This window comes from Neglectibacter sp. CSJ-5 (assembly GCF_032490475.1).
Lineage (GTDB): Bacteria > Bacillota > Clostridia > Oscillospirales > Acutalibacteraceae > Hominenteromicrobium > Hominenteromicrobium mulieris.
Genome location: NZ_JAVYJC010000001.1, coordinates 519,837 through 541,729 on the forward strand (window position 1 = coordinate 519,837; position 21,893 = coordinate 541,729).

20 protein-coding genes are annotated in these 21,893 nt (G+C 46.4%); 18 read left to right on the forward strand and 2 right to left on the reverse strand.

Annotated elements, in window-relative coordinates:
* Positions 1–9 precede the first annotated feature (9 nt).
* The 14 genes from murF to R2K26_RS02400 all read left to right on the forward strand — a co-directional run bounded on the left by murF (position 10) and on the right by R2K26_RS02400 (position 15,135).
* Positions 10–1,359: a UDP-N-acetylmuramoyl-tripeptide--D-alanyl-D-alanine ligase gene (gene murF / locus R2K26_RS02335; RefSeq protein ID WP_316518586.1), complete on the forward strand. Its 1,350-nt coding sequence runs from the start codon at positions 10–12 to the stop codon at positions 1,357–1,359.
* Between the two features lie 102 nt (positions 1,360–1,461).
* Positions 1,462–2,694 (forward strand): GNAT family N-acetyltransferase, encoded by a 1,233-nt coding sequence (gene eis / locus R2K26_RS02340; RefSeq protein ID WP_316518587.1) that lies wholly within the window; start codon positions 1,462–1,464, stop codon positions 2,692–2,694.
* 175 nt (positions 2,695–2,869) lie between these two features.
* Entirely contained in the window at positions 2,870–4,252 is a 1,383-nt protein-coding gene (locus R2K26_RS02345; protein WP_316518588.1) for an exopolysaccharide biosynthesis polyprenyl glycosylphosphotransferase, read from the forward strand.
* 83 nt (positions 4,253–4,335) lie between these two features.
* Positions 4,336–5,454 carry a glycosyltransferase gene (locus R2K26_RS02350; protein WP_316518589.1) on the forward strand — a complete coding sequence of 373 codons (1,119 nt, stop codon included), beginning with the start codon at positions 4,336–4,338 and terminating at the stop codon, positions 5,452–5,454.
* 320 nt (positions 5,455–5,774) lie between these two features.
* On the forward strand, positions 5,775–6,491 hold the full coding sequence (locus R2K26_RS02355; RefSeq protein ID WP_316518590.1) for a glycosyltransferase: 717 nt from the start codon (positions 5,775–5,777) through the stop codon (positions 6,489–6,491).
* Position 6,492: 1 nt separating this feature from the next.
* Positions 6,493–7,356: a glycosyltransferase gene (locus tag R2K26_RS02360; RefSeq protein WP_316518591.1), complete on the forward strand. Its 864-nt coding sequence runs from the start codon at positions 6,493–6,495 to the stop codon at positions 7,354–7,356.
* Positions 7,337–8,899, forward strand: a complete 1,563-nt coding sequence (locus R2K26_RS02365; RefSeq protein WP_316518592.1) for an O-antigen polymerase — start codon at positions 7,337–7,339, stop codon at positions 8,897–8,899. Before R2K26_RS02360 ends, R2K26_RS02365 begins: the two co-directional genes overlap by 20 nt.
* 33 nt (positions 8,900–8,932) lie before the next feature.
* Complete coding sequence (gene rfbA / locus R2K26_RS02370) at positions 8,933–9,823, forward strand: glucose-1-phosphate thymidylyltransferase RfbA (protein ID WP_316518593.1); 891 nt, start codon at positions 8,933–8,935, stop codon at positions 9,821–9,823.
* A gap of 13 nt (positions 9,824–9,836) precedes the next feature.
* Positions 9,837–10,856 (forward strand): dTDP-glucose 4,6-dehydratase, encoded by a 1,020-nt coding sequence (rfbB, locus tag R2K26_RS02375; RefSeq protein ID WP_316518594.1) that lies wholly within the window; start codon positions 9,837–9,839, stop codon positions 10,854–10,856.
* A 21-nt stretch (positions 10,857–10,877) separates the two neighbouring features.
* A complete protein-coding gene (gene rfbD, locus R2K26_RS02380) occupies positions 10,878–11,792 on the forward strand; it encodes a dTDP-4-dehydrorhamnose reductase (RefSeq protein ID WP_316518595.1) in 915 nt (304 codons plus the stop codon).
* 15 nt (positions 11,793–11,807) lie between these two features.
* A complete protein-coding gene (rfbC, locus tag R2K26_RS02385) occupies positions 11,808–12,416 on the forward strand; it encodes a dTDP-4-dehydrorhamnose 3,5-epimerase (protein WP_316518596.1) in 609 nt (202 codons plus the stop codon).
* Between the two features lie 9 nt (positions 12,417–12,425).
* Positions 12,426–13,838, forward strand: a complete 1,413-nt coding sequence (locus R2K26_RS02390; protein ID WP_316518597.1) for an oligosaccharide flippase family protein — start codon at positions 12,426–12,428, stop codon at positions 13,836–13,838.
* The gene (locus R2K26_RS02395) at positions 13,831–14,661 is read left to right on the forward strand and encodes a LicD family protein (RefSeq protein WP_316518598.1); all 831 of its coding nucleotides are present in this window, start codon (positions 13,831–13,833) and stop codon (positions 14,659–14,661) included. Before R2K26_RS02390 ends, R2K26_RS02395 begins: the two co-directional genes overlap by 8 nt.
* Before the next feature lie 210 nt (positions 14,662–14,871).
* Entirely contained in the window at positions 14,872–15,135 is a 264-nt protein-coding gene (locus R2K26_RS02400) for a GtrA family protein (RefSeq protein WP_316518599.1), read from the forward strand.
* 173 nt (positions 15,136–15,308) lie between these two features.
* Here R2K26_RS02400 and spoVAD read toward each other — a convergent pair whose 3' ends face one another.
* Complete coding sequence (gene spoVAD, locus R2K26_RS02405) at positions 15,309–16,310, reverse strand: stage V sporulation protein AD (RefSeq protein WP_316518600.1); 1,002 nt, start codon at positions 16,308–16,310, stop codon at positions 15,309–15,311.
* Between the two features lie 9 nt (positions 16,311–16,319).
* On the reverse strand, positions 16,320–16,766 hold the full coding sequence (gene spoVAC, locus R2K26_RS02410) for a stage V sporulation protein AC (protein WP_176819907.1): 447 nt from the start codon (positions 16,764–16,766) through the stop codon (positions 16,320–16,322).
* 236 nt (positions 16,767–17,002) lie between these two features.
* Between spoVAC and R2K26_RS02415 the strand changes: the two genes are divergently transcribed.
* The 4 genes from R2K26_RS02415 to R2K26_RS02430 all read left to right on the forward strand — a co-directional run bounded on the left by R2K26_RS02415 (position 17,003) and on the right by R2K26_RS02430 (position 21,867).
* Positions 17,003–18,319: an MATE family efflux transporter gene (locus tag R2K26_RS02415; protein WP_396897219.1), complete on the forward strand. Its 1,317-nt coding sequence runs from the start codon at positions 17,003–17,005 to the stop codon at positions 18,317–18,319.
* Positions 18,320–18,538: 219 nt separating this feature from the next.
* A complete protein-coding gene (locus tag R2K26_RS02420) occupies positions 18,539–20,890 on the forward strand; it encodes a LuxR C-terminal-related transcriptional regulator (RefSeq protein ID WP_316518602.1) in 2,352 nt (783 codons plus the stop codon).
* A gap of 73 nt (positions 20,891–20,963) precedes the next feature.
* Positions 20,964–21,350, forward strand: coding sequence for a hypothetical protein (locus tag R2K26_RS02425; RefSeq protein WP_316518603.1), 387 nt, complete (start codon positions 20,964–20,966; stop codon positions 21,348–21,350).
* A gap of 118 nt (positions 21,351–21,468) precedes the next feature.
* Positions 21,469–21,867, forward strand: a complete 399-nt coding sequence (locus tag R2K26_RS02430) for a hypothetical protein (RefSeq protein WP_316518604.1) — start codon at positions 21,469–21,471, stop codon at positions 21,865–21,867.
* Positions 21,868–21,893 lie beyond the last annotated feature (26 nt).

The window sequence follows — 21,893 nt, forward strand, 5'->3', positions numbered from 1 at the left end:
ACTGCATTTATGAATTTAAAGGTATCTGAGATCGCCGAAATGTGCGGCGGCAGGCTCGTCGGCAGCGGCGAAAATACCGTCACGTCGTTTTATACCGACAGCCGCGAGACGACGCCCGGCAAAATGTTTGTGCCCATCCGCGGCGAAAACACCGATGCACACCGCTTTATCCCGCAGGTCTTCGCATCGGGCGCGGCAGCGACTTTTTCCGAAGAGCCGCTCGATGCCCCCGCAGGCGATGTTGTCTACGTTGAAAACACCCGCGCGGCACTGCAAAAGGTCGCGGAACGCTATCGCGAGCGCTTCAATATCCCGGTCATCGGCATTACGGGCAGCGTAGGCAAGACCACCACAAAGGAAATGGTCGCTTTAGCTGTTTCCGCCGGTCTCAAAACGATGAAAACCGCCGGCAACGCGAACAGCCAGATCGGCCTGCCCATGACCGTTCTGCGCATCACGCCGGAGGACGAAGCCGCCATTGTCGAAATGGGCGTCAGCATGCCCGGTGAGATGGCGCGCATCGCAAAAGTCGCAAAGCCGAACATCGCCGTCATGACGAACATCGGTGTGTCGCATATCGAGTTCATGAAAACACGCGAGAACATCATGAAAGAGAAGTTCGGCATCACGGATTACCTGCCAAACGGCAGCAAGGTGTTCGTAAACGGCGATGACGACCTGCTTTCCACATTAAAAAGCACCCCGGAAAAGCAGATCGTGCGCTTCGGTCTCGGTGAAAATTGCGACTGGCGCGCCGTAGAGCTTGAGGCCGATACGGAGGGTACAAGGTTTATCTGTGTGCACGACGGTAAACGCGTAGAAATGTACGTCCCCGCTGCCGGCGAGCACAATGTGCGCAACGCCCTTGCCGCCGTCGCGGTCGCTGTGGAAGTCGGCGTTCCGGAGGAAAAAGCCGTCGCGGCCATCCGCACCTATGCACCGCCCGCCATGCGCCAGCAGATTAAAGAAGCGCACGGTGTCACGCTGATCGACGATACCTATAACGCCAGCCCCGATTCCATGTGTGCCGCTTTGAAAATTCTCGGCGGCCTGAAAGCGACCGGCAAAAAGTACGCCGTACTTGCCGATATGCTGGAGCTCGGCGATTACGCAGAGCGCGGCCACTATGAAACCGGCGCGTTTGCGGCGGAAAACGGCACCGATGTCCTTATCGGCGTCGGCCCGCTCGCAAAGCACATCGTCGAGGGCTTTAAAAATCGTGAGAACAGCGCGTGGTTCGCCTCGAATGCGGAAGCCATCGCGTATCTGAAAGACCGTCTGCATCCCGGTGATGCCGTGCTGTGCAAAGGTTCCCGCGGCATGCACATGGACGAAATCATCCATGCCCTTTCAGAATAAGCCCGTATACTATAATATATTTAATATATATCACAATATAAAGGCAAAAGCCGGCAAGTTCCTTTTCACTTGCCGGTTTTTTGCAAAACGGAGGAAAGTTGTATGAAAACAAGATTACTGCGCCCGGAAGAAAACTGGAAATCAAATCTTACTATGGCTGTCGCCTTTGAGGGAGATTACGACCTCGAAAAAGCCAAAGAAAGCGCCGCTCGTGAGCGCACCGAAGAAGAAAAGAGGGAAGACGCCCGCAACCGCTGCTTCGGCACATTTTTAGACGACGATGAGACCATCTGCGGTGTTGTGAACAGCCGCGAGTACCTCTGCCGCTTCGACGGCGGCACGTATAAGCTCGGCGGTGTAGGCGGTGTTTCTACATTGCCGCAGTACCGCCGCGGCGGCGTTATCCGCGCTTGCGTGACGGCCTCTCTCAAAGACATGTACGCAAACGATTTCACGTTCGCTTTTTTGTATCCGTTCAGCATGCAGTATTACCGCAAGTTCGGTTTTGAAGCCGGTGCGCCGGAATATCGCTGGTCGGTGCCGTTCACAGCGATGAAGCCGCAGGATGTCGGCGGGCACGTCGAGCAGATCTTCCCCGGCGGCGATTTTACCCCGCTTCTCACCGTCTATAACGCGTTCTATGCAGACCACAACCTCTCCGCCGTCCGCGAAACGTATGATAAAGGTCTCGAAAAAGCGAACCTCTGGAACGATAAGCGCTACGCATTCGTCTGGTACAATAACGAAAATCAGCCGCGCGGGCTGATGATTACCCATAAAATCGAAGAAGACGGCGTCACATATCTTGACTGCACCCACACGTTCCAAAGCCCCGGCGGTTTCCTCGCGTGCGATGCCGAAGCGTTCAACGGCTTGCTGTTCTTCGCAAAATCCGCTTTCTCGTCGGATTACGAGAAGCTTCGTTTCACCGTCCCGTCCGATATGCACTTAGAGCAGCTCATCGGCGAAAACACGCGCACGTTCTGCTCCGTGTTCCCAAACGGCATGCTGCGCGTTGTCAACGTTGAGCGTGTTTTAGAAAACTGTGCTTGCCGCGGCACAGGGGAGATCACCCTCCGTATTGAAGACGATATCATCACGGAAAATAACGGCACATGGCGCCTGCACTTTGCCTCCGGCGAGCAAAATAAAGTCGAAAAAACCGACACCGTACCGGACCTCATCCTCAACATCCGCGCCTTTTCTGCCCTCATCACCGGCGCCCGCGCCGCCGCCGATATCCCCTGGATGCCTGACGTCCGCCTCCTCCGCCAAGCTCCCGCTGTCCCCAACGTCTTCTACCCCAAAAAGTGCTCCATGATGGATCTGTTCTAAGCATACTAATTTTATTGTAGAATTATTAGTAACAATTACGAAAAAAGAAGAGATTATAGGGGGATAATTGGTGCGTTGCACAGAATTTAAAAACGAATTGACAATAAGCGTGTCGAATGGTATCATTAAAAATATGTAACAATATTTATTAAGAATATAAGGTGCGTGAATATAAATGAATAACAGAAAGTTTGCGCTTTCTATGATCATGAAGTTCTCCATTTTTGCATTGCAATTCGGCTTTTTTGCCATGGTTTTGTTCCAATATTACGGCCCAAGACTTTTCCGTAGAGCAGACAGCATCGGATATGCGGTCACATTGATTCTCTATGCCATCGTATACGTAGCACTCGGCAATCTTTTTCGTGCGTTTAAAATTACAGATTATTCCATTGCAGAAACTATTTTTTCGCAGTTTCTGTCCTTTGGTATGGCGGATCTGCTTCTCTATGGCGAATTCTGCATGATTCGCCATAATTATGTAAACTTAATTCCCGGCATTCTCACGGTGCTTTGCCAGCTTTTGGCGGCAGCGTGCTGGGCTCTTGTCGGCAAGCGTTTTACCATCGCGTTCGGCAAGCCGGAAAAGACCCTCGTCATCTCCGGCGCGGATAATGTGAATGAGTTTCTACAAAAATTTGATAAGATTGGTCATATCTTCACCATCGAAAAAGTCGTTTCTGCGGATATTCTGAAGGGCGACTGGAAAAAAGAAGTCGCTCCCTATCAGGCTGTCATTTTCTATGAGGTTTCCTCTAAAAAGCGTTCAGAGGTGATCTGGTACTGCATGCAGAGCCGCAAAAGCCTCTATATCACGCCGCAGCTCAGTGAGATCACCATGGAAGGCTTCGGAGCGCGTCATCTGATCGATACGCCCATGATGAAATATGAGTACCGCAGCGAGCGTTTCTGGTACAACCTTGTCAAGCGCGTGGTCGATATTCTGCTTTCCCTTACGGCACTTATTCTGCTTTCCCCGCTGCTTCTTCTTACAGCCTTGGCCATCAAGCTCGAGGATCACGGCCCTGTGTTCTATAAGCAAAAGCGCTGCACCAAAAACGGCGAGGTTTTTGAAATTCTCAAGTTCCGCAGTATGATCGTAGATGCGGAAAAAGGCGGCAAATCTATTCCGTGTCGCTCCGGCGATCCCCGCATCACACGTGTCGGCCGCGTCATCCGTAAACTGCGCATCGATGAATTCCCGCAGATTATTAACGTCTTAAAAGGTGATATGTCCATCGTCGGCCCGCGCCCGGAGCGCATCGAACACGTGGAAGAGTACACAAAAGAAATACCGGAATTTTCCTACCGCCTGCGCGTCAAAGGCGGCCTGACCGGCTATGCCCAAATTTACGGCAAATACAACACGAGTCCCTACGATAAGTTGCGGCTCGATCTTCAGTATATCGAAAAACAGTCAATTCTGCTTGATTTAAAGCTGATTCTGCTGACAATCAAGATCATGTTCGTGCCGGAATCTACAGAAGGCTTCACAGAAGAGAAGTCTGCTCGGATGACGGAGAAAACCAAGAGTGTGGATGAACTGCAAGATAAATGAACAAATATGTGTATAATATTTTATATTAGGGTTTGTAGTAGGTAAAGGGTTTATGAAGTTTTGAGTGGAGCGGGTTTAATTAAATGAAACAAAATGTAGATGTAGTAATAGTCAACTGCTTTGATACATACGAGCACAGGGCTATACTATTAAAAGAAGTTTTTGAGAGTATTGGGAAAAAAGTTTGTATTATCACTTCAGATTACAAACATATTTTCAAAATGAAACGCGATGATTTTCCAGTGGATTTTGATCCGATACATGTTTATCCATACAAGAAGAATTTATCTGCACAAAGACTGTTTTCCCATTATAGATTTGCATGCGAAGCCATTAAGCATTTGACGCAAGAATATGATAATGTATCGCTGGTTTGGTTTTTTGTTCCACCCAATTCGCTTGTTAAAGAAGCGGCTAAGTACAAGAAGGGCAATTCACAAGTAAAGGTTGTATTTGATGTTATTGATATGTGGCCGGAATCTATGCCGATTTCCAAATACAAAAATTTACCTCCTTTTACCGAATGGGGGAGACTGCGAAATCTAAAGCTCAAAGTAGCGGATGCTGTGGTTTCTGAATGTGATTTATACAAAAGCGTATTAAATAGGTTTTATGATAAAGAGATTTATACGTTGTATTTAGCGCATGATAACAATTCTCTCGAGTCTAAACCTAATCCACCGCAGGATAGAATTTCACTTTGCTATTTGGGGTCAATCAACAATATTGTTGATATTTCTAGAATTTGCCGTGTGCTTGCCAATCTGGATAAACCGGTAGACTTCCATATTATAGGTGATGGCGAGAAACGGCAAGAGCTGATTGATGCGGCATCCAATGTAGAGGCAAATGTTGTTTACCACGGCAAAGTATATGATCGAGTAGAAAAGCAAAAAATCTTTGATAGCTGTCATGCAGGCTTCAATTTTATGAAAGACAGTGTTTTTGTCGGTCTAACGATGAAAAGTATCGATTACTTTGAAGCAGGACTCCCAATCCTGAATACGATCAAAGGCGATACGTGGAAATTTGTAGACGAACTGGGAATAGGTGTAAATGTCGGAGATAATTCGGTCACAGCAGATCAGATTATGGCTTTGCAAAAATCAAGAAAAGAAGTGCGCAGCTTTTTTGACAAGAACTTTACAAAAGGTGTATTCCGTGAAAAAGTGTTAAGAATTATTTCAACTTTAAATTTGTGATGAATACATAGTGCTTGCGCAGACTGTTGCAATCATATAACTGTGTTTAGTAGTTGAAATTGGTATTTTGTAGCTTGAGAATCGGTTGCATCATGAAAAAACGATGTGACCGATTTTTCATATAATGCTCAGATTGCTGTTACCTATATTTAAATCTTTGCGTTTCAGTAAATGCAAATTCTAGCTTAGGGTTGCTTTTAAGCAGATAATACGGTATAATACGCTATAAGGAAAGTTGTCGATTTATGCGGGAATACATCGTAATAAATGTTAGAATAAGTCATATTTATGGTATATATTGTTGAAAGAAAGTTGATGTTATGAAAAAGATTTCAATAGCGATGGCAGTGTATAATGGAGAACGTTTTTTAGAGGAGCAGTTAGATTCCATTCTGCAGCAATTAGAGCCTCAGGATGAGCTTGTTATTTCCTATGATAACTCTAAAGACAGAACATGGGAAATTATAACCTCTTTTTCAGAGCGCTATCCGCAGATTGAAATTTACAAGAATAAAACGCCCGGTGTTACTGGAAATTTTAATAATGCATTGTCTTTGTGCACAGGAGATTACCTGTTTATTTGTGATCAGGATGATCGTTGGGCAGAAAATAAACGTGCTGCTGTTTTGGAGACTTTTGAAAAAACAGGTGCGGATATGGTTATTCATAATGGCGTTCATATTGATAGTGAAGGAAAAGTAATTTCTGAACCTTTTTTTACCACATATAGAATAGGTGATGGAAAAATCAGAAATATCCTTCGCTCTCGGTATAGTGGGTGCTGCATGGCTTTTACACGTGAGATGGCACAGAAGATCTTGCCGATGCCGCCGAAGATCGATGCGTATGATAGATGGATTGGCACGGTAGGAGAGTTCTTAGGAAAAATTGCATATGACGATCGAATCCTTTTATATCACCGTATGCATGGAGATAACGTTACTACGAATACGCGTTCTATAGGCGTAATTTTGAGTACCAGAATTGATCTTATTAAAGAGCTTAGAAAGCGAATTCGCCGGGAGAGAAGAGAATAATATGGATAGTTCCTGCAAAATTGCGGTTATAGTGGTTGTATATAATAAATCGTGCAAAGGAAGTATCACTTGCCAAGCATTGAAAGCACTTAGACACACTAAGGTATCCGTTTTAGTATATGACAATTCTGTGCGAGATTTCGGTAATGCGTCTTATTGCGAAAAACAAGAATGGATTTACTTCTCGCAAAGGGAAAATATTGGCATTTCAAAAGCGTATAATGTGTGTATAGACCATTTAAAGAAAAATATGATGGTAGATTATTTGTGCTTGTTTGATGATGATACAGATATTAGCGAAGAGTACTTTGATGCATTAAATTCCGCAATAAATGACAGTGGTGCCGATATATATGTTCCACTTGTTTTTTCTGCGGGGCGATTGCTTTCCCCCTGTAAAATAAAATCTCATTTTAATGTGTCAATGTTTAAAGATGAGCAGGAGGCTCTACTATACAACGGAAGAGATATTACTGCAATTAATTCTGGAATGGCAATCAAATTAAGTGTATTTGATAACTATTGTTATGATGAGCATATTTTCTTAGATGGCGTAGATCATAACTTTATGAGAGATATGAACATTCAGAAAAGAATGATAAAGGTTTTCCCTTATCGATGTACGCATGAATTCAGTGGAGATAGTAAACCCTCTATGCAGAGCGCTTTAACAAGATTTCAAATTTTTGCACGGGATAATAGGTATATTTTACAAAATAGTCGTATATCTTATTTCTTTATTGCTGGAAAACGAGCTGTTAAATTGACCATCCTTTATCATTCGATGAGTTTTTTGAGGACTTTTTTTAGAGTTAGTAGTTTTAAAGAGTTCAGGGGAGAGGCTTATGAAAGAAAAAATGACTAAGCAAGTTTTGCTTAAAGACTTACCGGGAGTTTTAATTGGTATAGTTGGATTAATCCTTGGACTTGTTATTTGCCCGGATAATCATTATTTGGCCGGGCTGCTTCTATTAGTATGTGCTGTATGTGTTTATGTGCACTGTGTGTTTGTTCAAACTTCCAGAAATTGGTTGGATATTCGAGGCGTCTTTTCTGCTATATGGATAGCAACGATTGGATTAGCTGTTTTGCGCCTTACAGATTATCAAGTCTTATGGGAAACGGAGACATGGATTTGCCAAATCATTGCTTACATAGCATTTCATGTTGGTGCGAATTTGGGAATTCACTTTGGTGGTACATGGTTCGTAAAAATCAAGAGCAAAAACTCAGAATCGGAAGAATCTCTCAACAATAAAGATACATTCAGACTCCATAGAGAGAGATTATTTCCGATATGTGTCATTCTTACAATATTTGGCATAGCTTGCTTTGTTATTAATATTTGTATACGCGGCTATATTCCTTTTTTTGCAGCTGATGGTAATAATGCGTATATAAGATTTTATACCAAATGGTATTTTTTTGCAGTTGCAGCGACTATTGTGTCTGGGTTGGATTATTACGTGATAAAAACACAAAGCGTAAAAATATGGAAAAAAGTTTTTTTATGGTTTAGTATCATTTATTCGGTAATTATTTTCCCAATTTTAATAGTAAATAGAAGTGCACTTTTATCTGCTGGATTGTCACTTATTACAGTGGTGTTTTATCTTAATAGAAAGAAATTCACAGTACTTTTGTTAAGCGTGATAGTGCTTGCAGCTGCATTTGGAGTTTGCACCAGCGGGCGTGGATATTCGGAGGCACAGTTAAAAGAATTTTTTGAACCCAGTAAGATTGAAATTGGTGTAGCAGAATCGACAGACAATTCTAAACCAGTTAGCGAAGATACAAGCAATTCTCAATCTTCCACAGAAGGCTTGCCAGAAAGTTCTTCAACAGATGACAGTAGTGCTAATATAGAAGATAATCCTGATATGAGCATTTCAGAAGAAACTGATAATAAGGGGACAGGATTTGAGCTTTCAGGGACAGCAGCGTTTATATATACCTATTTGACGGTAAGTCATGATAATTTAAATGAGGCTGTGTTGCATGATATTGATAGAACATATGGTGCTTTACAGTTTACTCCTTTTAACGTTATCTTGAGAATCCCATCTATACAGCAAATGATTGATGAAGCGCATATTTATAAGGTTCGCGATCACCTTACTACAATTAATTTAATCGGATATGCGTACTACGATTTTGGAGTAGTGGGAGTAGTTGTTTTTATGCTCTTATGGTCGTTTGCATTCGGAGTCATTCAGGCTTGTTATGAAAAAGGAAAAGGTATCTTTTCTTTGATGGCTTTAGGTGTTGCCATGACACCAATTGCACTGTGTTTCTTTGATCCATGGATGAGCGAGTTTATTCAATGGGTATATTGGGGAGAGGTTTTGATTTTGTTTATGGTATCATATGTTTCTGTGAATAAAATCAAAAGCAAAAATAAAGTGTAAACAAATTTAAATAATTCAGAGGAGAGTGAAAACATGAAAGGCATCATTTTAGCCGGCGGCTCTGGCACCCGCCTTTATCCGCTGACAAAAGTAACATCAAAGCAGCTCTTACCGATTTACGATAAGCCTATGATCTACTATCCGATGTCTGTCTTGATGAGTGCAGGTATTCGAGATATCCTGATCATTTCCACGCCACAGGATCTGCCGCGCTTTGAGCAACTGCTTGGTGATGGTCATCAGTTCGGTGTTCAACTGAGTTATGTAGAGCAGCCGTCTCCGGATGGCTTAGCGCAGGCTTTTATTTTAGGTGCAGATTTTATTGGCAATGATACCGTCGCAATGGTTTTGGGAGATAACATTTTTGCCGGTCACGGTCTGCAGAAGCGTTTGAAAGCAGCGGTTCAGAATGCAGAAAACGGCAAGGGCGCAACCGTGTTCGGCTACTATGTGGATGACCCGGAGCGTTTCGGTATTGTTGAATTTGATAAGAACGGCAAGGCTGTTTCTATTGAAGAAAAGCCCAAAAACCCGAAGAGCAACTATTGTGTGACGGGATTGTATTTTTATGATAACCACGTAGTCGAGTATGCTAAAAATCTTAAGCCGTCTGCTCGTGGTGAGCTTGAGATCACGGATCTGAACCGTATCTATCTGGAAGAAAATGCGCTGAATGTTGAATTGCTCGGCCAGGGCTTCACCTGGCTGGATACTGGTACACATGAGAGCCTGGTGGATGCCACCAATTTCGTGAAGACTGTTGAGCAGCATCAGCATCGCAAGATTGCCTGCCTGGAGGAGATTGCGTACCTGAATGGTTGGATCAGTAGGGAAGACGTACTGGAAGTTTATGAGGTGTTGAAGAAAAATCAGTACGGTCAGTATCTTAAAGATATTTTAGATGGAAAATACATAGATAAGTAGGGAGAGTATGAATATGACGATCATCGTTACCGGCGGCGCCGGATTTATTGGTTCCAATTTTATTTTTCACATGCTGAAAGAATACCCGGATTACCGCATTGTCTGCCTCGATAAGTTGACCTACGCAGGCAACCTGTCTACGCTGGCGCCTGTCATGGATAACCCGAATTTCCGCTTTGTGAAGGCCGATATCTGCGACCGCGAAGCTGTAAATAAGCTGTTTGAAGAAGAGCATCCGGACATTGTGGTGAACTTTGCCGCAGAAAGCCATGTTGACCGTTCCATCGAAGACCCGGGCATCTTCCTCCAGACGAATATTATGGGTACCGCAACGCTGATGGATGCATGCCGCAAGTACGGTATCCAGCGCTACCATCAGGTTTCTACCGATGAAGTTTATGGTGACCTGCCGCTGGATCGTCCTGATCTGTTCTTCACCGAGGAAACTCCGATCCACACCAGCTCTCCGTACAGTAGCTCCAAAGCCGGTGCAGATCTGCTGGTTTTGGCTTATCACCGTACCTACGGTCTGCCTGTGACCATTTCCCGCTGCTCCAACAACTACGGTCCTTATCATTTCCCGGAGAAGCTGATCCCGCTGATGATCGCGAATGCTCTGGCAGACAAGCCCCTTCCTGTTTACGGCGAGGGTCTGAACGTCCGTGACTGGCTGTATGTAGAGGATCACTGCAAGGCGATTGACCTCATCATCCATAAGGGTCGTGTTGGCGAGGTATACAACGTCGGCGGCCACAATGAAAAGCAGAACATCGAGATCGTAAAGATCATCTGCAAGGAGCTCGGCAAGCCGGAGAGCCTTATCACGCATGTTGGCGATCGCAAGGGCCACGATATGCGCTATGCCATCGACCCGACCAAGATTCATAACGAGCTGGGCTGGCTGCCGGAGACCAAGTTTGAGGACGGCATTAAAAAGACCATCCAGTGGTATCTCGATAACCGCGAGTGGTGGCAGACCATCATTAGCGGCGAGTATCAGAATTACTACGAAAAAATGTACGGTAATCGCTAAAACGCTCAGGGAGAGATCAGTATGAAGTTTTTTGTAACAGGCGTTGGCGGTCAGCTGGGACATGATGTCATGAACGAACTGCTGAAGCGTGGCCATGAAGGTGTGGGTTCTGATATTCAGGAAAATTACAGCGGTGTAGCTGATGGTTCTGCGGTAACAAAAGCACCGTATGTAGCGCTGGATATCACTGATAAGGATGCTGTTGAGAAAGCTATTACGGAAGTGAATCCTGACGCTGTGATCCACTGTGCAGCATGGACTGCTGTTGATATGGCTGAGGATGATGATAAAGTAGCGAAAGTCCGTGCAATCAATGCAGGCGGTACTCAGAACATTGCGGATGTCTGCAAGAAATTGGACTGTAAGATGACCTATATCAGCACGGACTATGTGTTTGATGGTCAGGGCACAGAGCCCTGGCAGCCGGATTGCAAGGATTACAAGCCTTTGAATGTGTACGGTCAGACGAAACTGGAAGGTGAGTTGGCAGTCAGCAGAACGTTAGAGAAGTACTTCATTGTCCGCATTGCATGGGTGTTTGGTCTGAACGGTAAGAACTTTATTAAGACCATGCTGAATGTTGGTAAGACACACGACACTGTCCGTGTGGTCAATGACCAGATCGGCACACCGACCTATACATATGATTTGGCTCGATTGCTCGTTGATATGAATGAAACTGAGAAGTACGGCTATTATCACGCAACCAACGAGGGCGGCTATATCAGCTGGTACGATTTCACGAAAGAAATCTATCGTCAGGCGGGCTATAAGACAGAAGTTCTGCCGGTGACCACGGCGGAGTATGGTCTGAGCAAGGCTGCTCGTCCGTTTAACAGCCGCTTAGATAAGAGCAAGCTGGTGGAAGCTGGATTTACTCCACTTCCGACCTGGCAGGATGCACTGAGCCGATACCTGAAAGAAATCGAGCAGTAATAGGAGATAGAAGAAATGGGACAGATTAAAGTTGAGAAAAATGTAGGCGGCATTGAGGGGCTTTGTGTAATTACGCCGACTGTTCATGGCGATAACAGAGGTTATTTCATGGAGACATATAGCCAGCGAGACATGGTAGAAGCTGGACTGAATATCCCATTCGTGCAGGATAATCAATCTATGTCTACAAAAGGTGTTTTAAGAGGACTGCATTTTCAAAAACAGTATCCTCAAACTAAACTTGTGCGCGCGATCAAAGGAAGTGTATTTGATGTAGCCGTTGATTTGCGTGCAGATTCCAAGACCTACGGCAAGTGGTACGGCGTATTGCTCACGGAAGACAATAAAAAGCAGTTCCTCATTCCGAAAGGCTTTGCGCATGGCTTTCTGGTTTTGACCGATACAGCGGAATTCTGCTATAAATGCGATGATTTCTATCATCCAAACGATGAAGGCGGTCTCGCATGGAATGACCCGGAAATCGGTGTTGAATGGCCGGAGTTGAAAGGTGAGTACAAAGGCGGCGCAAGTGCAGATGGCTACACGCTGGAAGATGGCACGGCACTGAATCTGAGTGATAAGGACCAGAAGTGGCTAGGACTGAAAGATACCTTTCAGTTTTAAGTAATATTTATGAGTAAAGAAAAAGAAAGCAGAAGTGCGGTTTCTGCAGGTATTGGTTATACGATTGGAAATATACTTATAAAGGGCATAAATTTCCTTTCTGTTCCACTTTTCAGCAGAATAATGACTCCGGATGAGCTCGGTGTATACAGTGCTTTTGTAGCGTATGATTCCATTCTTTTTGTAATTCTAAGTTTAGCCATACATAGCAGTGTTAAAAATGCTAAATACACATTTTCTGGGGAAGTAGACGAGTATACTTCGTCTGTTAGCTTGATTTTGTGGATGAATATGGCTATTGGTCTTATCGTAGCAACACTATTTTCAGGCCCGTTATCAAGCTTACTTGGGCTGCCGGTTGTTTGTCTTTATTTGCTGGTGTTCATGAGTTTTGGCTCGTCGGTGCTAAATCTTTATAATTGTAGGATTAGCTTGGATTATAACTATAAAGGGTATTTGTTTGCAGCATTTGCTAATACAGTTGGAAATCTGTTGGTTTCCTTAGTTTTAATTCACACTATATTCCAAAATCAAAAAGATTTAGGCCGTATCATCGGTGTTTCGGTAACAATGTTGTTGCTGGCACTGGTACTATTGGGCACGCTTTATCATAGGGCTAAACCAAAATTTGAACGCAGATTCTGGGAATATGCTGTTCGGTATAGTTTGCCATTGGTTCCGCATGGTTTGTCACAAGTTCTTTTAGGCCAGTTTGATCGTATTATGATTCGGTCTATGGTAAGTGATGCTGCGGCGGGTATTTATAGTGTTGTCGCGAATATCAGTTTAATTTTAACAATTATTATCGATTCTGTGTCTACGGCATGGACTACATGGTTTTACGAAGCGTATGCTGAGAAAAAGATTGCTGAGATTCAAAAACGAGCAGTACAGTTAACCATTTTTTTTGCCATACTTGCTATTGGATTAATGGCGCTTAGCCCGGAATTGGTATGGATATTGGGTGGTACACAGTACGAATCGGGTAAATATATTGCCATTCCGCTTGTTTTAAGTGCTTTTGCTGTATTTATATATAATGTAGTTGTTCCAGTCGAGTATTTTCATGAGAAAACAATGTATATTATGATCGGAACGGCTGCCGCTGGTGTGGTTGATATTGTTTTAAACTATATTTTTATTATGAAATATGGCTTTATAGCAGCTGCGTATACAACACTTGTGGCATATATATGTTATGCTGTGCTTCATTTTATTATTGCTCGGAAACTTTCTGGAATATCTATTTTGCCTTTTAAGGTTGTTTGTTTTATAGTAGTTTTGCTGCTGTGCATGGCAGCTTTAAACTTAGTTTTCATATCTTCCATTATTATTCGATATCTTGCATGTGCGGTTGTAGTTATCCCGATGGGATTATTACTGCTTAAGCGGCTATTTAAGGAGAAAAATCAAAATGGCTAAGAGAGAATTGACGCTAGCTGAAATTCATGAGGGCACGTTGGAAGTATTAAAAAGATTCATTTCCGTTTGTGATCAGATAGGAGTACAGTATTTCTTGGCATACGGTTCACTCATAGGCGCGGTGAGACACCATGGATTTATTCCTTGGGATGATGACTTGGATGTTATTATGCTTCGTCCAGATTACGAAAAGTTTAGAGAGTATTGTAATAAACATGAAGGGGAACTTACTCCTTTCAGGTTTTTTGATCGCCACAACACGCCGGATTACCCTTATACGATTGGACGCTTTTGCGATACCCGGTATCAAATGGTACGAAATGACAACGTGCCAGATGCAGGGCAGGGGATGTTTATTGATATTTATCCGCACGATGGTGCAGGTAATAACAATGATAAACGTTGGAAGAGTATTCTGAAGAAGAAAAAACATTTGATGGCTTTACTTGGGTGCGCATTTAGTAAAACTCCTATTCCATCTAAAAGCAATAAGCTGCTCACACCAATTCGGTTGCCTATATATTTGTATTCACATTTCAAAAAGCCAAAGTACTTCCTTGATAAAATGGAAGCATTAAGGGAAGTTTATCCTTTTGATAAAAGCAAATACGTCACTTGTATTATATGGGATGTAGAGGTTCGCCAGTGCCCGAAAGAATGGTTTTTAGAGTATACAACTCTTCCCTTTGAAGGAATTCAAGTTAAAGTTCCAAAGGACTATGACAGCGTATTAAGAGATACCTACGGCGACTATATGCAACTGCCACCAGAGAGAGAAAGACATCCGTACCATGGATATCGACTTTATAGAAAAGAAGATTAAGCATTATACGGGATGGTTTTGAATTGAAGCTAAGAGGTACTTTTATGTTATCAATTATTATTCCATCTTGTATACTGCAAGAATTGAAAGACAAAGGAACTAGATACTTATGGTATTTGGGGTTAGGCATGCTTGCTGCGTTGGTTGTTTATTAAGCTTAATTGAGGGGTAATACAGAAAAATGAAAAGTTGCTAAATAAAGAGGCAATATTGTATATAGTATTTGGAATATTGACAACTGTAGTTAATTATTCAGTTTTTTTGCTTTGTTATAATACCTTATTTAGAGGCAAAGATGGTCTTTATGCTAATATTATAGCTTTTATTGCAGCAGTGCTTTTTGCTTTCGTTGTGAATAAGTTATTTGTGTTCGAAAGTAAAAGTTGTTCTTTTATGGTTTTGAAAAAAGAAATTCCATCTTTTTTAGCCACAAGGATAGGTTCATTTATAGTTGAAGAATTTGGGATACTGTGATTGACGGTATTGTTATTGCAAAACTTGCGTTAGCTATTGTCGTGGTTTTATTAAACTACGTTTTTGCAAATTTTTTGCCTTTAAGAGTACAACTATTAAATAGCAATATTGTTATGGGCTTTTGAGGTAGTTATTCTTCTGATTGCGCAACATACATAGCTGTCATATCGCTGTTATCCCCTCCCCACATGCACCAAATGCGCGATGCCCGGTATGCTCTCGCCCTGCTGCGAAGAGGTTGTGGACATCAGTGCGCCGGTCGCCATAAAGAGAATATTTTTCAGCTCTCCGCGATCCATGCGGTTCAAAATATGCCCGCACAATACACCGGCTGAGCATCCGCAGCCGGAGCCGCCCGCGTGCACGTCCTGTGCCTCGCGGTCAAATAGAATCAGCCCGCAGTCCTCGTGATTGCGCAGAACGATCCCGTTTTCGCGCAACAGTTCGTATAATAATTTTGTGCCAACCGCCCCGAGGTCACCTGTGTAAATGCGGTCGTAGTCCTCGGGCTTTGTCGCCGTATCGTTAAAAAAATCCAGCAAAGTCTGCGCTGCAGCGGGGGCCATCGCCGCGCCCATGTTCGTCATGTCGGTCACACCAAGGTCGGTGATGCGCCCCACGGTCGCGTGCCGCACTTGAATGTCGCCGCTCATACCGAGCACCGCGCTGCCCGAAGCTGTCGCCGTCCACTGCGCAGTCGGCGCGCGCTGGCTGCCGTATTCCAGCGGCGTGCGGAATTGTCGCTCCGCCGTGCAGAAGTGGGAAGAGGTCACCGCGCAGGCGTAGTTCGCCGCGCCGCATTCCACCATGATGGAGGCCATGATGAGCGTTTGCGCCATCGTGGAGCACGCCCCGTATTGCCCAAGGAACGGAATGTCCATTCCGCGCAGACCAAACGTGCTCGAAATGCACTGGTTCAGCAGATCTCCCGCAAATACCATGTTAATGTCCTGCTTTTGAAGCCCCGCCTTGCGTATCGCAAGGTTCGCGGCTTCCGTTTGCAGCATGCTTTCCGCTTTTTCCCAGCTTTCCTGATTCAAATAAGAATCGAGAAACGTCTGGTCAAAGTCGCGCGCCAGCGGGCCCGCGGCTTCTTTTTTTCCGCACATCGCCGCGTGGCCCAAAATCGCCGGGCGGCGCTCAAATAGAAGCGTGTAACGTCCGAGTCTTTTCATAAGCCCTCCTTAAAACAGCCCGATGATATACAGCACGATCCCGTACAAAACCGAAGCCGAAATGCCGAACACCAGTACCGGCCCCGCCACCGTGAACAGCTTCGCGCCGAGGCCCGTCACAAAGCCCTCACTTTTGAATTCCAGCGCAGGGGAGACCATTGAGTTCGCAAACCCCGTAATCGGAACCAGCGTGCCTGCCCCGGCGTATTTCGCTATGTTGTCGTATACGCCGCAGGCTGTCAGCGCGGCGGAAATGAAAATGAGCGAGATGGAAACGCACGTCCGCGCGTCTTTTAAATCGAGCCCCAGCAGCATGAACGTGTTCGCAAGTGCCTGCCCCAGTGTGCAGATGGCCCCGCCGGATAAAAACGCAAACAGGCAGTTTTTCAGTACAGGGGAGTGCGGCGAAGCCTTCTGCACCATCGCGTCATATTGCTGCGGTGTTTTCTTTTTCATACGACCACCCTTTCTGTTTAACCGGGTTTATTGTGCGTATCGAGGTAAAAGATATTCCACATTTTTAAGATTTTAGTTGATTATCTCAAACAGAGCGTGTATAATCAGTTGCAGGTGATATTATTATGTCTAAACTCAGCATCCTGAAGCAGAAAACTAAGCGCGATGTGGATATGACGCAGGGCAGCATCTTCCGCCACCTCATCACATTCGCGTTTCCGCTTCTCATCGGCAACATTTTCCAGCAGCTCTACAACACGGTCGATACGTGGGTTGTCGGAAACTATGTCAGCAACGAGGCTTTCTCGGCGGTCGGCACGGTCGGTCCTGTTATCAACATGCTCATCGGCATATTCTTAGGGCTTTCCAGCGGCGCCGGCGTCGTCATTTCACAGTATTACGGTGCAAAGCGGTATGATAAGGTGCGCGATACCGTCCACACCTCCATCGCCATGACGCTCATTTTGGCTGTGCTCTTTACAGTCATCGGCATCGCTATGATCCCCTTCGTGCTCAATTTCATGAAGACCCCGGCAGAGGTCATGCCGGAGTCCTCCGCATACCTCACCATCTACTTCGCAGGCGTCATCGGCCTTATGCTCTACAACGTGGGCGCGGGCATTCTGCGTGCCGTGGGTGATTCCAAGCGCCCGTTCTATTTCCTCGTCGTCTCCGCCGTGCTCAACATCATTCTCGATCTCGTCTTCGTGCTGTCGCTCGGCATGGGTGTTGAGGGCGTTGCGTATGCGACCATTATCTCGCAGGGCGTCTCCGCCATGCTTACGATGATTACGCTGTTCCGCACGGATTCCTGCATCAAGGTCGAGCTCAAATACTTGAAGCTCGATAAAGAAATGCTCGCGAAGATTGTGCGCGTCGGCATCCCGGCCGCCATCCAAATGGCGATCACCGCGTTCTCGAACGTATTTGTACAGTCTTATGTGAACTACTTCGGCGCAGACTGCATGTCCGGCTGGACAGCGTACAGTAAGATTGACCAGCTTCTCTTCCTGCCGATGCAGTCTCTCGCGCTCGCGTCTACCACATTCGTCGGACAGAACCTCGGCATCGATCAGGTCGCCCGCGCCAAGAAGGGCGCACGCACAGCGTTTATCATGTCCGTCGTCGCAACCGTCATTCTGACAATCCCGTTGCTCATCTTCGCGCCGCAGCTCGTCTCGTTCTTCAACGGTAAAGCAGAGGTCGTCGCATACGGTTCCATGCTGCTGCGTTATTGCTCGCCGTTCTACGTGTTCTGCTGCGTCAATCAGGTCTACTCCGGCGTGCTGCGCGGTGCAGGCAATTCCCGCGCACCGATGATTATCATGCTGAGCTCGTTCGTCGTCTTCCGCCAGATTTACCTCTTTATCATGGCGAACTTCATCTCCAACACCATCATTCCCATCGCCTTAGGCTACCCTGCCGGTTGGCTCGTGTGCAGCACCCTCACACTGCTCTATTATCGCCACGCCGACCTCTCCAAGAGCCGTCTCGTCGAAGACGCAGAGAAAAAAGCAGAAGCTTCAGGAAAAAGCCGCATAAAAGCTGTATAAAATACAGTTGTACAAAATACAACAAAATTGCCCCTCGAACACCGCATGCACGTGCCGGTGTTCGAGGGGCTTTTTTCATTTCCGCAAAATCGTACTACCTTTCCACCTTTTCTCCTCGACAAAGCCAAAATTTTTTCAAAAATCCATCTTTAGATGGATTACATTTCGCGCGAAATATGATATATTGTGGTTATAAACCATAAAAGGGGAGTAGAGCACATGAATGAAGTCGTCATCAAGCCATCGCTGCGCGAGCAATTCTTACAGGGTTGGGCTCAGTGCCGCGTCATTTTCTTCAGCGCGCCGTGCGGCTTCGGCAAGTCTACAGCCGCCACCGCCTTGCTCAGCAATCACAAAACCTGCGTGTTTTCGGCAGAAGACCCGGAATTCCTGCGCGAGCCCGTGCCGAAAAATGTAGATGCGATTGTGATCGATTCCCTGCCCGCGCTCAAAGACCCGGAAGACCAGCAAACGCTCTGCGCATGGATCCGCGAAAATCCGGAGCTGCACTTCGTCATTTTAAGCCGCGGCGTGCTGCCCGGCTGGCTCATGCCGTTCCGCTTCACGGGGCTTTTGCAGCTCATCAAGGCCAGAGATTTGCTGTTTGACCGCGATACCGTGCGTGTTTTTCTGGAAAAGAATGGCTGCACACCAACGGAAGCAGAGATTAACGTCATCATCCACGATTCTCTCGGCTACCCGCTGGCCCTAACGGCGCTTTCGCGCCTGATGCAAAACGGTCAGCCCTATACGCCGGAGATCGTCGGCATTGTGCAGCAGGAAATCTATCACTATTTTGAGGATAACATCTTCAACCGCTTTTCAATGCCGCTGCGCCGTATGCTGCTTGACATCGCCCCGTTCGATACATTCGACGCCGAGCTTGCCCAGATGATTTCCGGCGACAGCCACATCAACGAGCTTATTTCCATCGTTCGGCACGATACCACCATGCTTTTAAATGCCGATGCGCAGAAATACCGCTTCTGGAGCTTTTTCCAACAGTTTCTCATGTGGGAGCTCCGCCAAGTCTATACGCCGCAGGAGCAGGCCGCAGTGTACAGCCGCGCCGGGCTTTACTATGAGCTGCATGAAGATTACGAGCATGCGCTCGAGTGCTATTCGCGCTGCAAAGACCACCGCCGCGTCTCGGAAATGCTCATCCGCAATGCAGAGCAGCACCCCGGTGTGGGACATTACTATGAGATGGAAAAGTATTACTATGCTATCCCGAAAGAGGAGATTCTCCGCTCGCCATCGCTCATGTGCGGTATGAGCATGCTCACGTCCCTCTGCATGGATTACGAAGCCTCCGAAATGTGGTATTCCGCCCTGCAGGAGTATGCCGCCCCGCTCAAAAAGACCGACACCGCCTACAAAGAGGTGCGCGGCAAGCTTGCATATCTCGATATCTCTCTCCCGCAGCGCAGCAGCAAAGGCATCGCAGAGAACATCGGCAACTATTTCAAAATTCTAACGGATAAAAGCTTGCAAACACCCACGTTTTCTGTCACCAGCATGCTGCCAAGTCTTATGAACGGCGGCAAAGATTTCTGCTCGTGGTCCAAGCACGATGAGCTGCTCTACAAAACCATCCGCAAGCCGATGGAGGCCATTCTCGGCAAAGACGGCATCGGTTTTGCCGATTGCGCCCTTTGCGAAAGCAAATTTGAAAAAGGGGAGGATAATCTTCCGTGGCTCATGACGCTTGTGGCCCAGTTGCCCGAGATCGAGCGTCACGGTACGCCGGATATGACGTTCGCCATCATCGGTCTCATGGCGCGCGTCCAAACGAAGCAAGGCAACGCCATCATGGCGCTTTCTTCTTTAGACAGTCTGCGAACAGAGTTTGAGGAGGACAACAAGCGTTTCCTGCCGAATATTGATGCCATGCGCTGCCGTATATGGCTGCGCACCGGTGAAATGGAAAAGGCAGAGCAGTGGTACCGTACATCTGCCCCCAAGATCACGCCGCGCATCCGTACCATGTGGCGCTACCAGTATATAACGCGTGCCATGGTTGAGATCGCGCTCGGAGAAGAAAATGCGGCGCTGCTCACATTGGCCTCACTCATCCCGTTCTGCGAACGCTGCGGCCGCGTGATGGACCGCATATATATCCGCATCCTAACGGCCGTTTGCTATCAGCGGCAAAATAACGCCCAGTGGCAGGAGGAGTGGATGCAGGCGCTTGATGCCGCCCATGAGTACCGCTTCGTTATGCCTATTGCGCAGTTTGGCGCCGCCGTAATGCCCATGCTGACGTTTACCGGCTACAAAAAGGACGAGTCCTTCTTTTCACTCCTTTTACAGGAAACGCGCCGTCAGGCTGTTTTGTACCCGAATTTCTTGCGTCCCATGCCGCGGCTCTCAGAACCGCTTTCGCCCGCAGAAACGCAGGTGCTCCGGCTCCTGTGCGGCAACCGCAGCAACCAGGAGATCGCCGACATCCTCGGTGTCAAGGTCGCCACCGTCAAAACGCATGTCATCCACATCCTCCAAAAGCTCGGCGTCAAACGCCGCGGCGAAGCCAAAGAAGTTGCCCAAAAACTTCATATCATCGAGTTTTGACGAAAACCCTTGACACCTGCATTAAAAACTATATACTGAAAGCATAATAGGTACCAGAAAGAGGGAAGAGTTCATGCACCCAATAGCTTTTTTTGATAAAAAAGTCGTGCAGAAATTGGAGCAAACGAGTTCCAAAGTGCGCGCCGTGGTCTTGCTTATTTGCTTCGCCATAGGTATCGCGCTCATGGGCATCATGCGCACGCAGATGCAAGCTCCGCACAATGCAGGGGATATCCCAAAAACCGTGCCGCTCATCGCCCTGTTCATGATCCCCCTCGGCTTCGCGGTCTGGAACATCCTCATCAGCTTTCTGCCGCGGGAAAGAACCGGTGGCGACCGTTTCTCGCGCGGCGGTCTCTCCGCCCCGCGACCTGTCCCCAAAGCCAAGCTCTCCTTCGCCGTTTTCCTCCTGTGTGTCTCCTTGTTCATCGTAACTCTCATACAACTGATTGCGGGGTGAGTTTATGCAATTTCAAAAACACTTTAAATCGGCATCACCGATTTCCCTACTTCTCGCGCAAATCGTGACCAGTGTTTTCGGCTTTGCTGTGTATTTCCTGTTCGCGACACCCGTCACTATGTATATAGCATATACGGGCAGGGAAGACGCAGTTCTGCGAACCGTTGTTACAACTATTGGCACTGTTTTTGCGGTCATGGTCGGCACGGCTTCAACGCCGCTCCTTAATCTGCGGTTTGAAAAAAACGGTTATCTGCAAAAGATACGCAACACGTCAAAAGTGCTTTTCATACAGACCGCCTGCACAGCACTTTTCGCATGGGCGCTGTACGGAGCAGATAAAGACCCCAAAAGCAATCTGTTTGATCTTTTATTGTGGTTAGTCTGCGTATCAGTCAGCCTTTCCAACGTCCTCGCCATGCTCATTCAAATCGCCATCTACGCCATCCTGCACCACCGCAAAACCCGCCGCACCGCGCTCACTCAACCGCAGCCGACACCGCCCATCGAACCGTAAAAACCAAGAACTCCCGACCGCCGCAA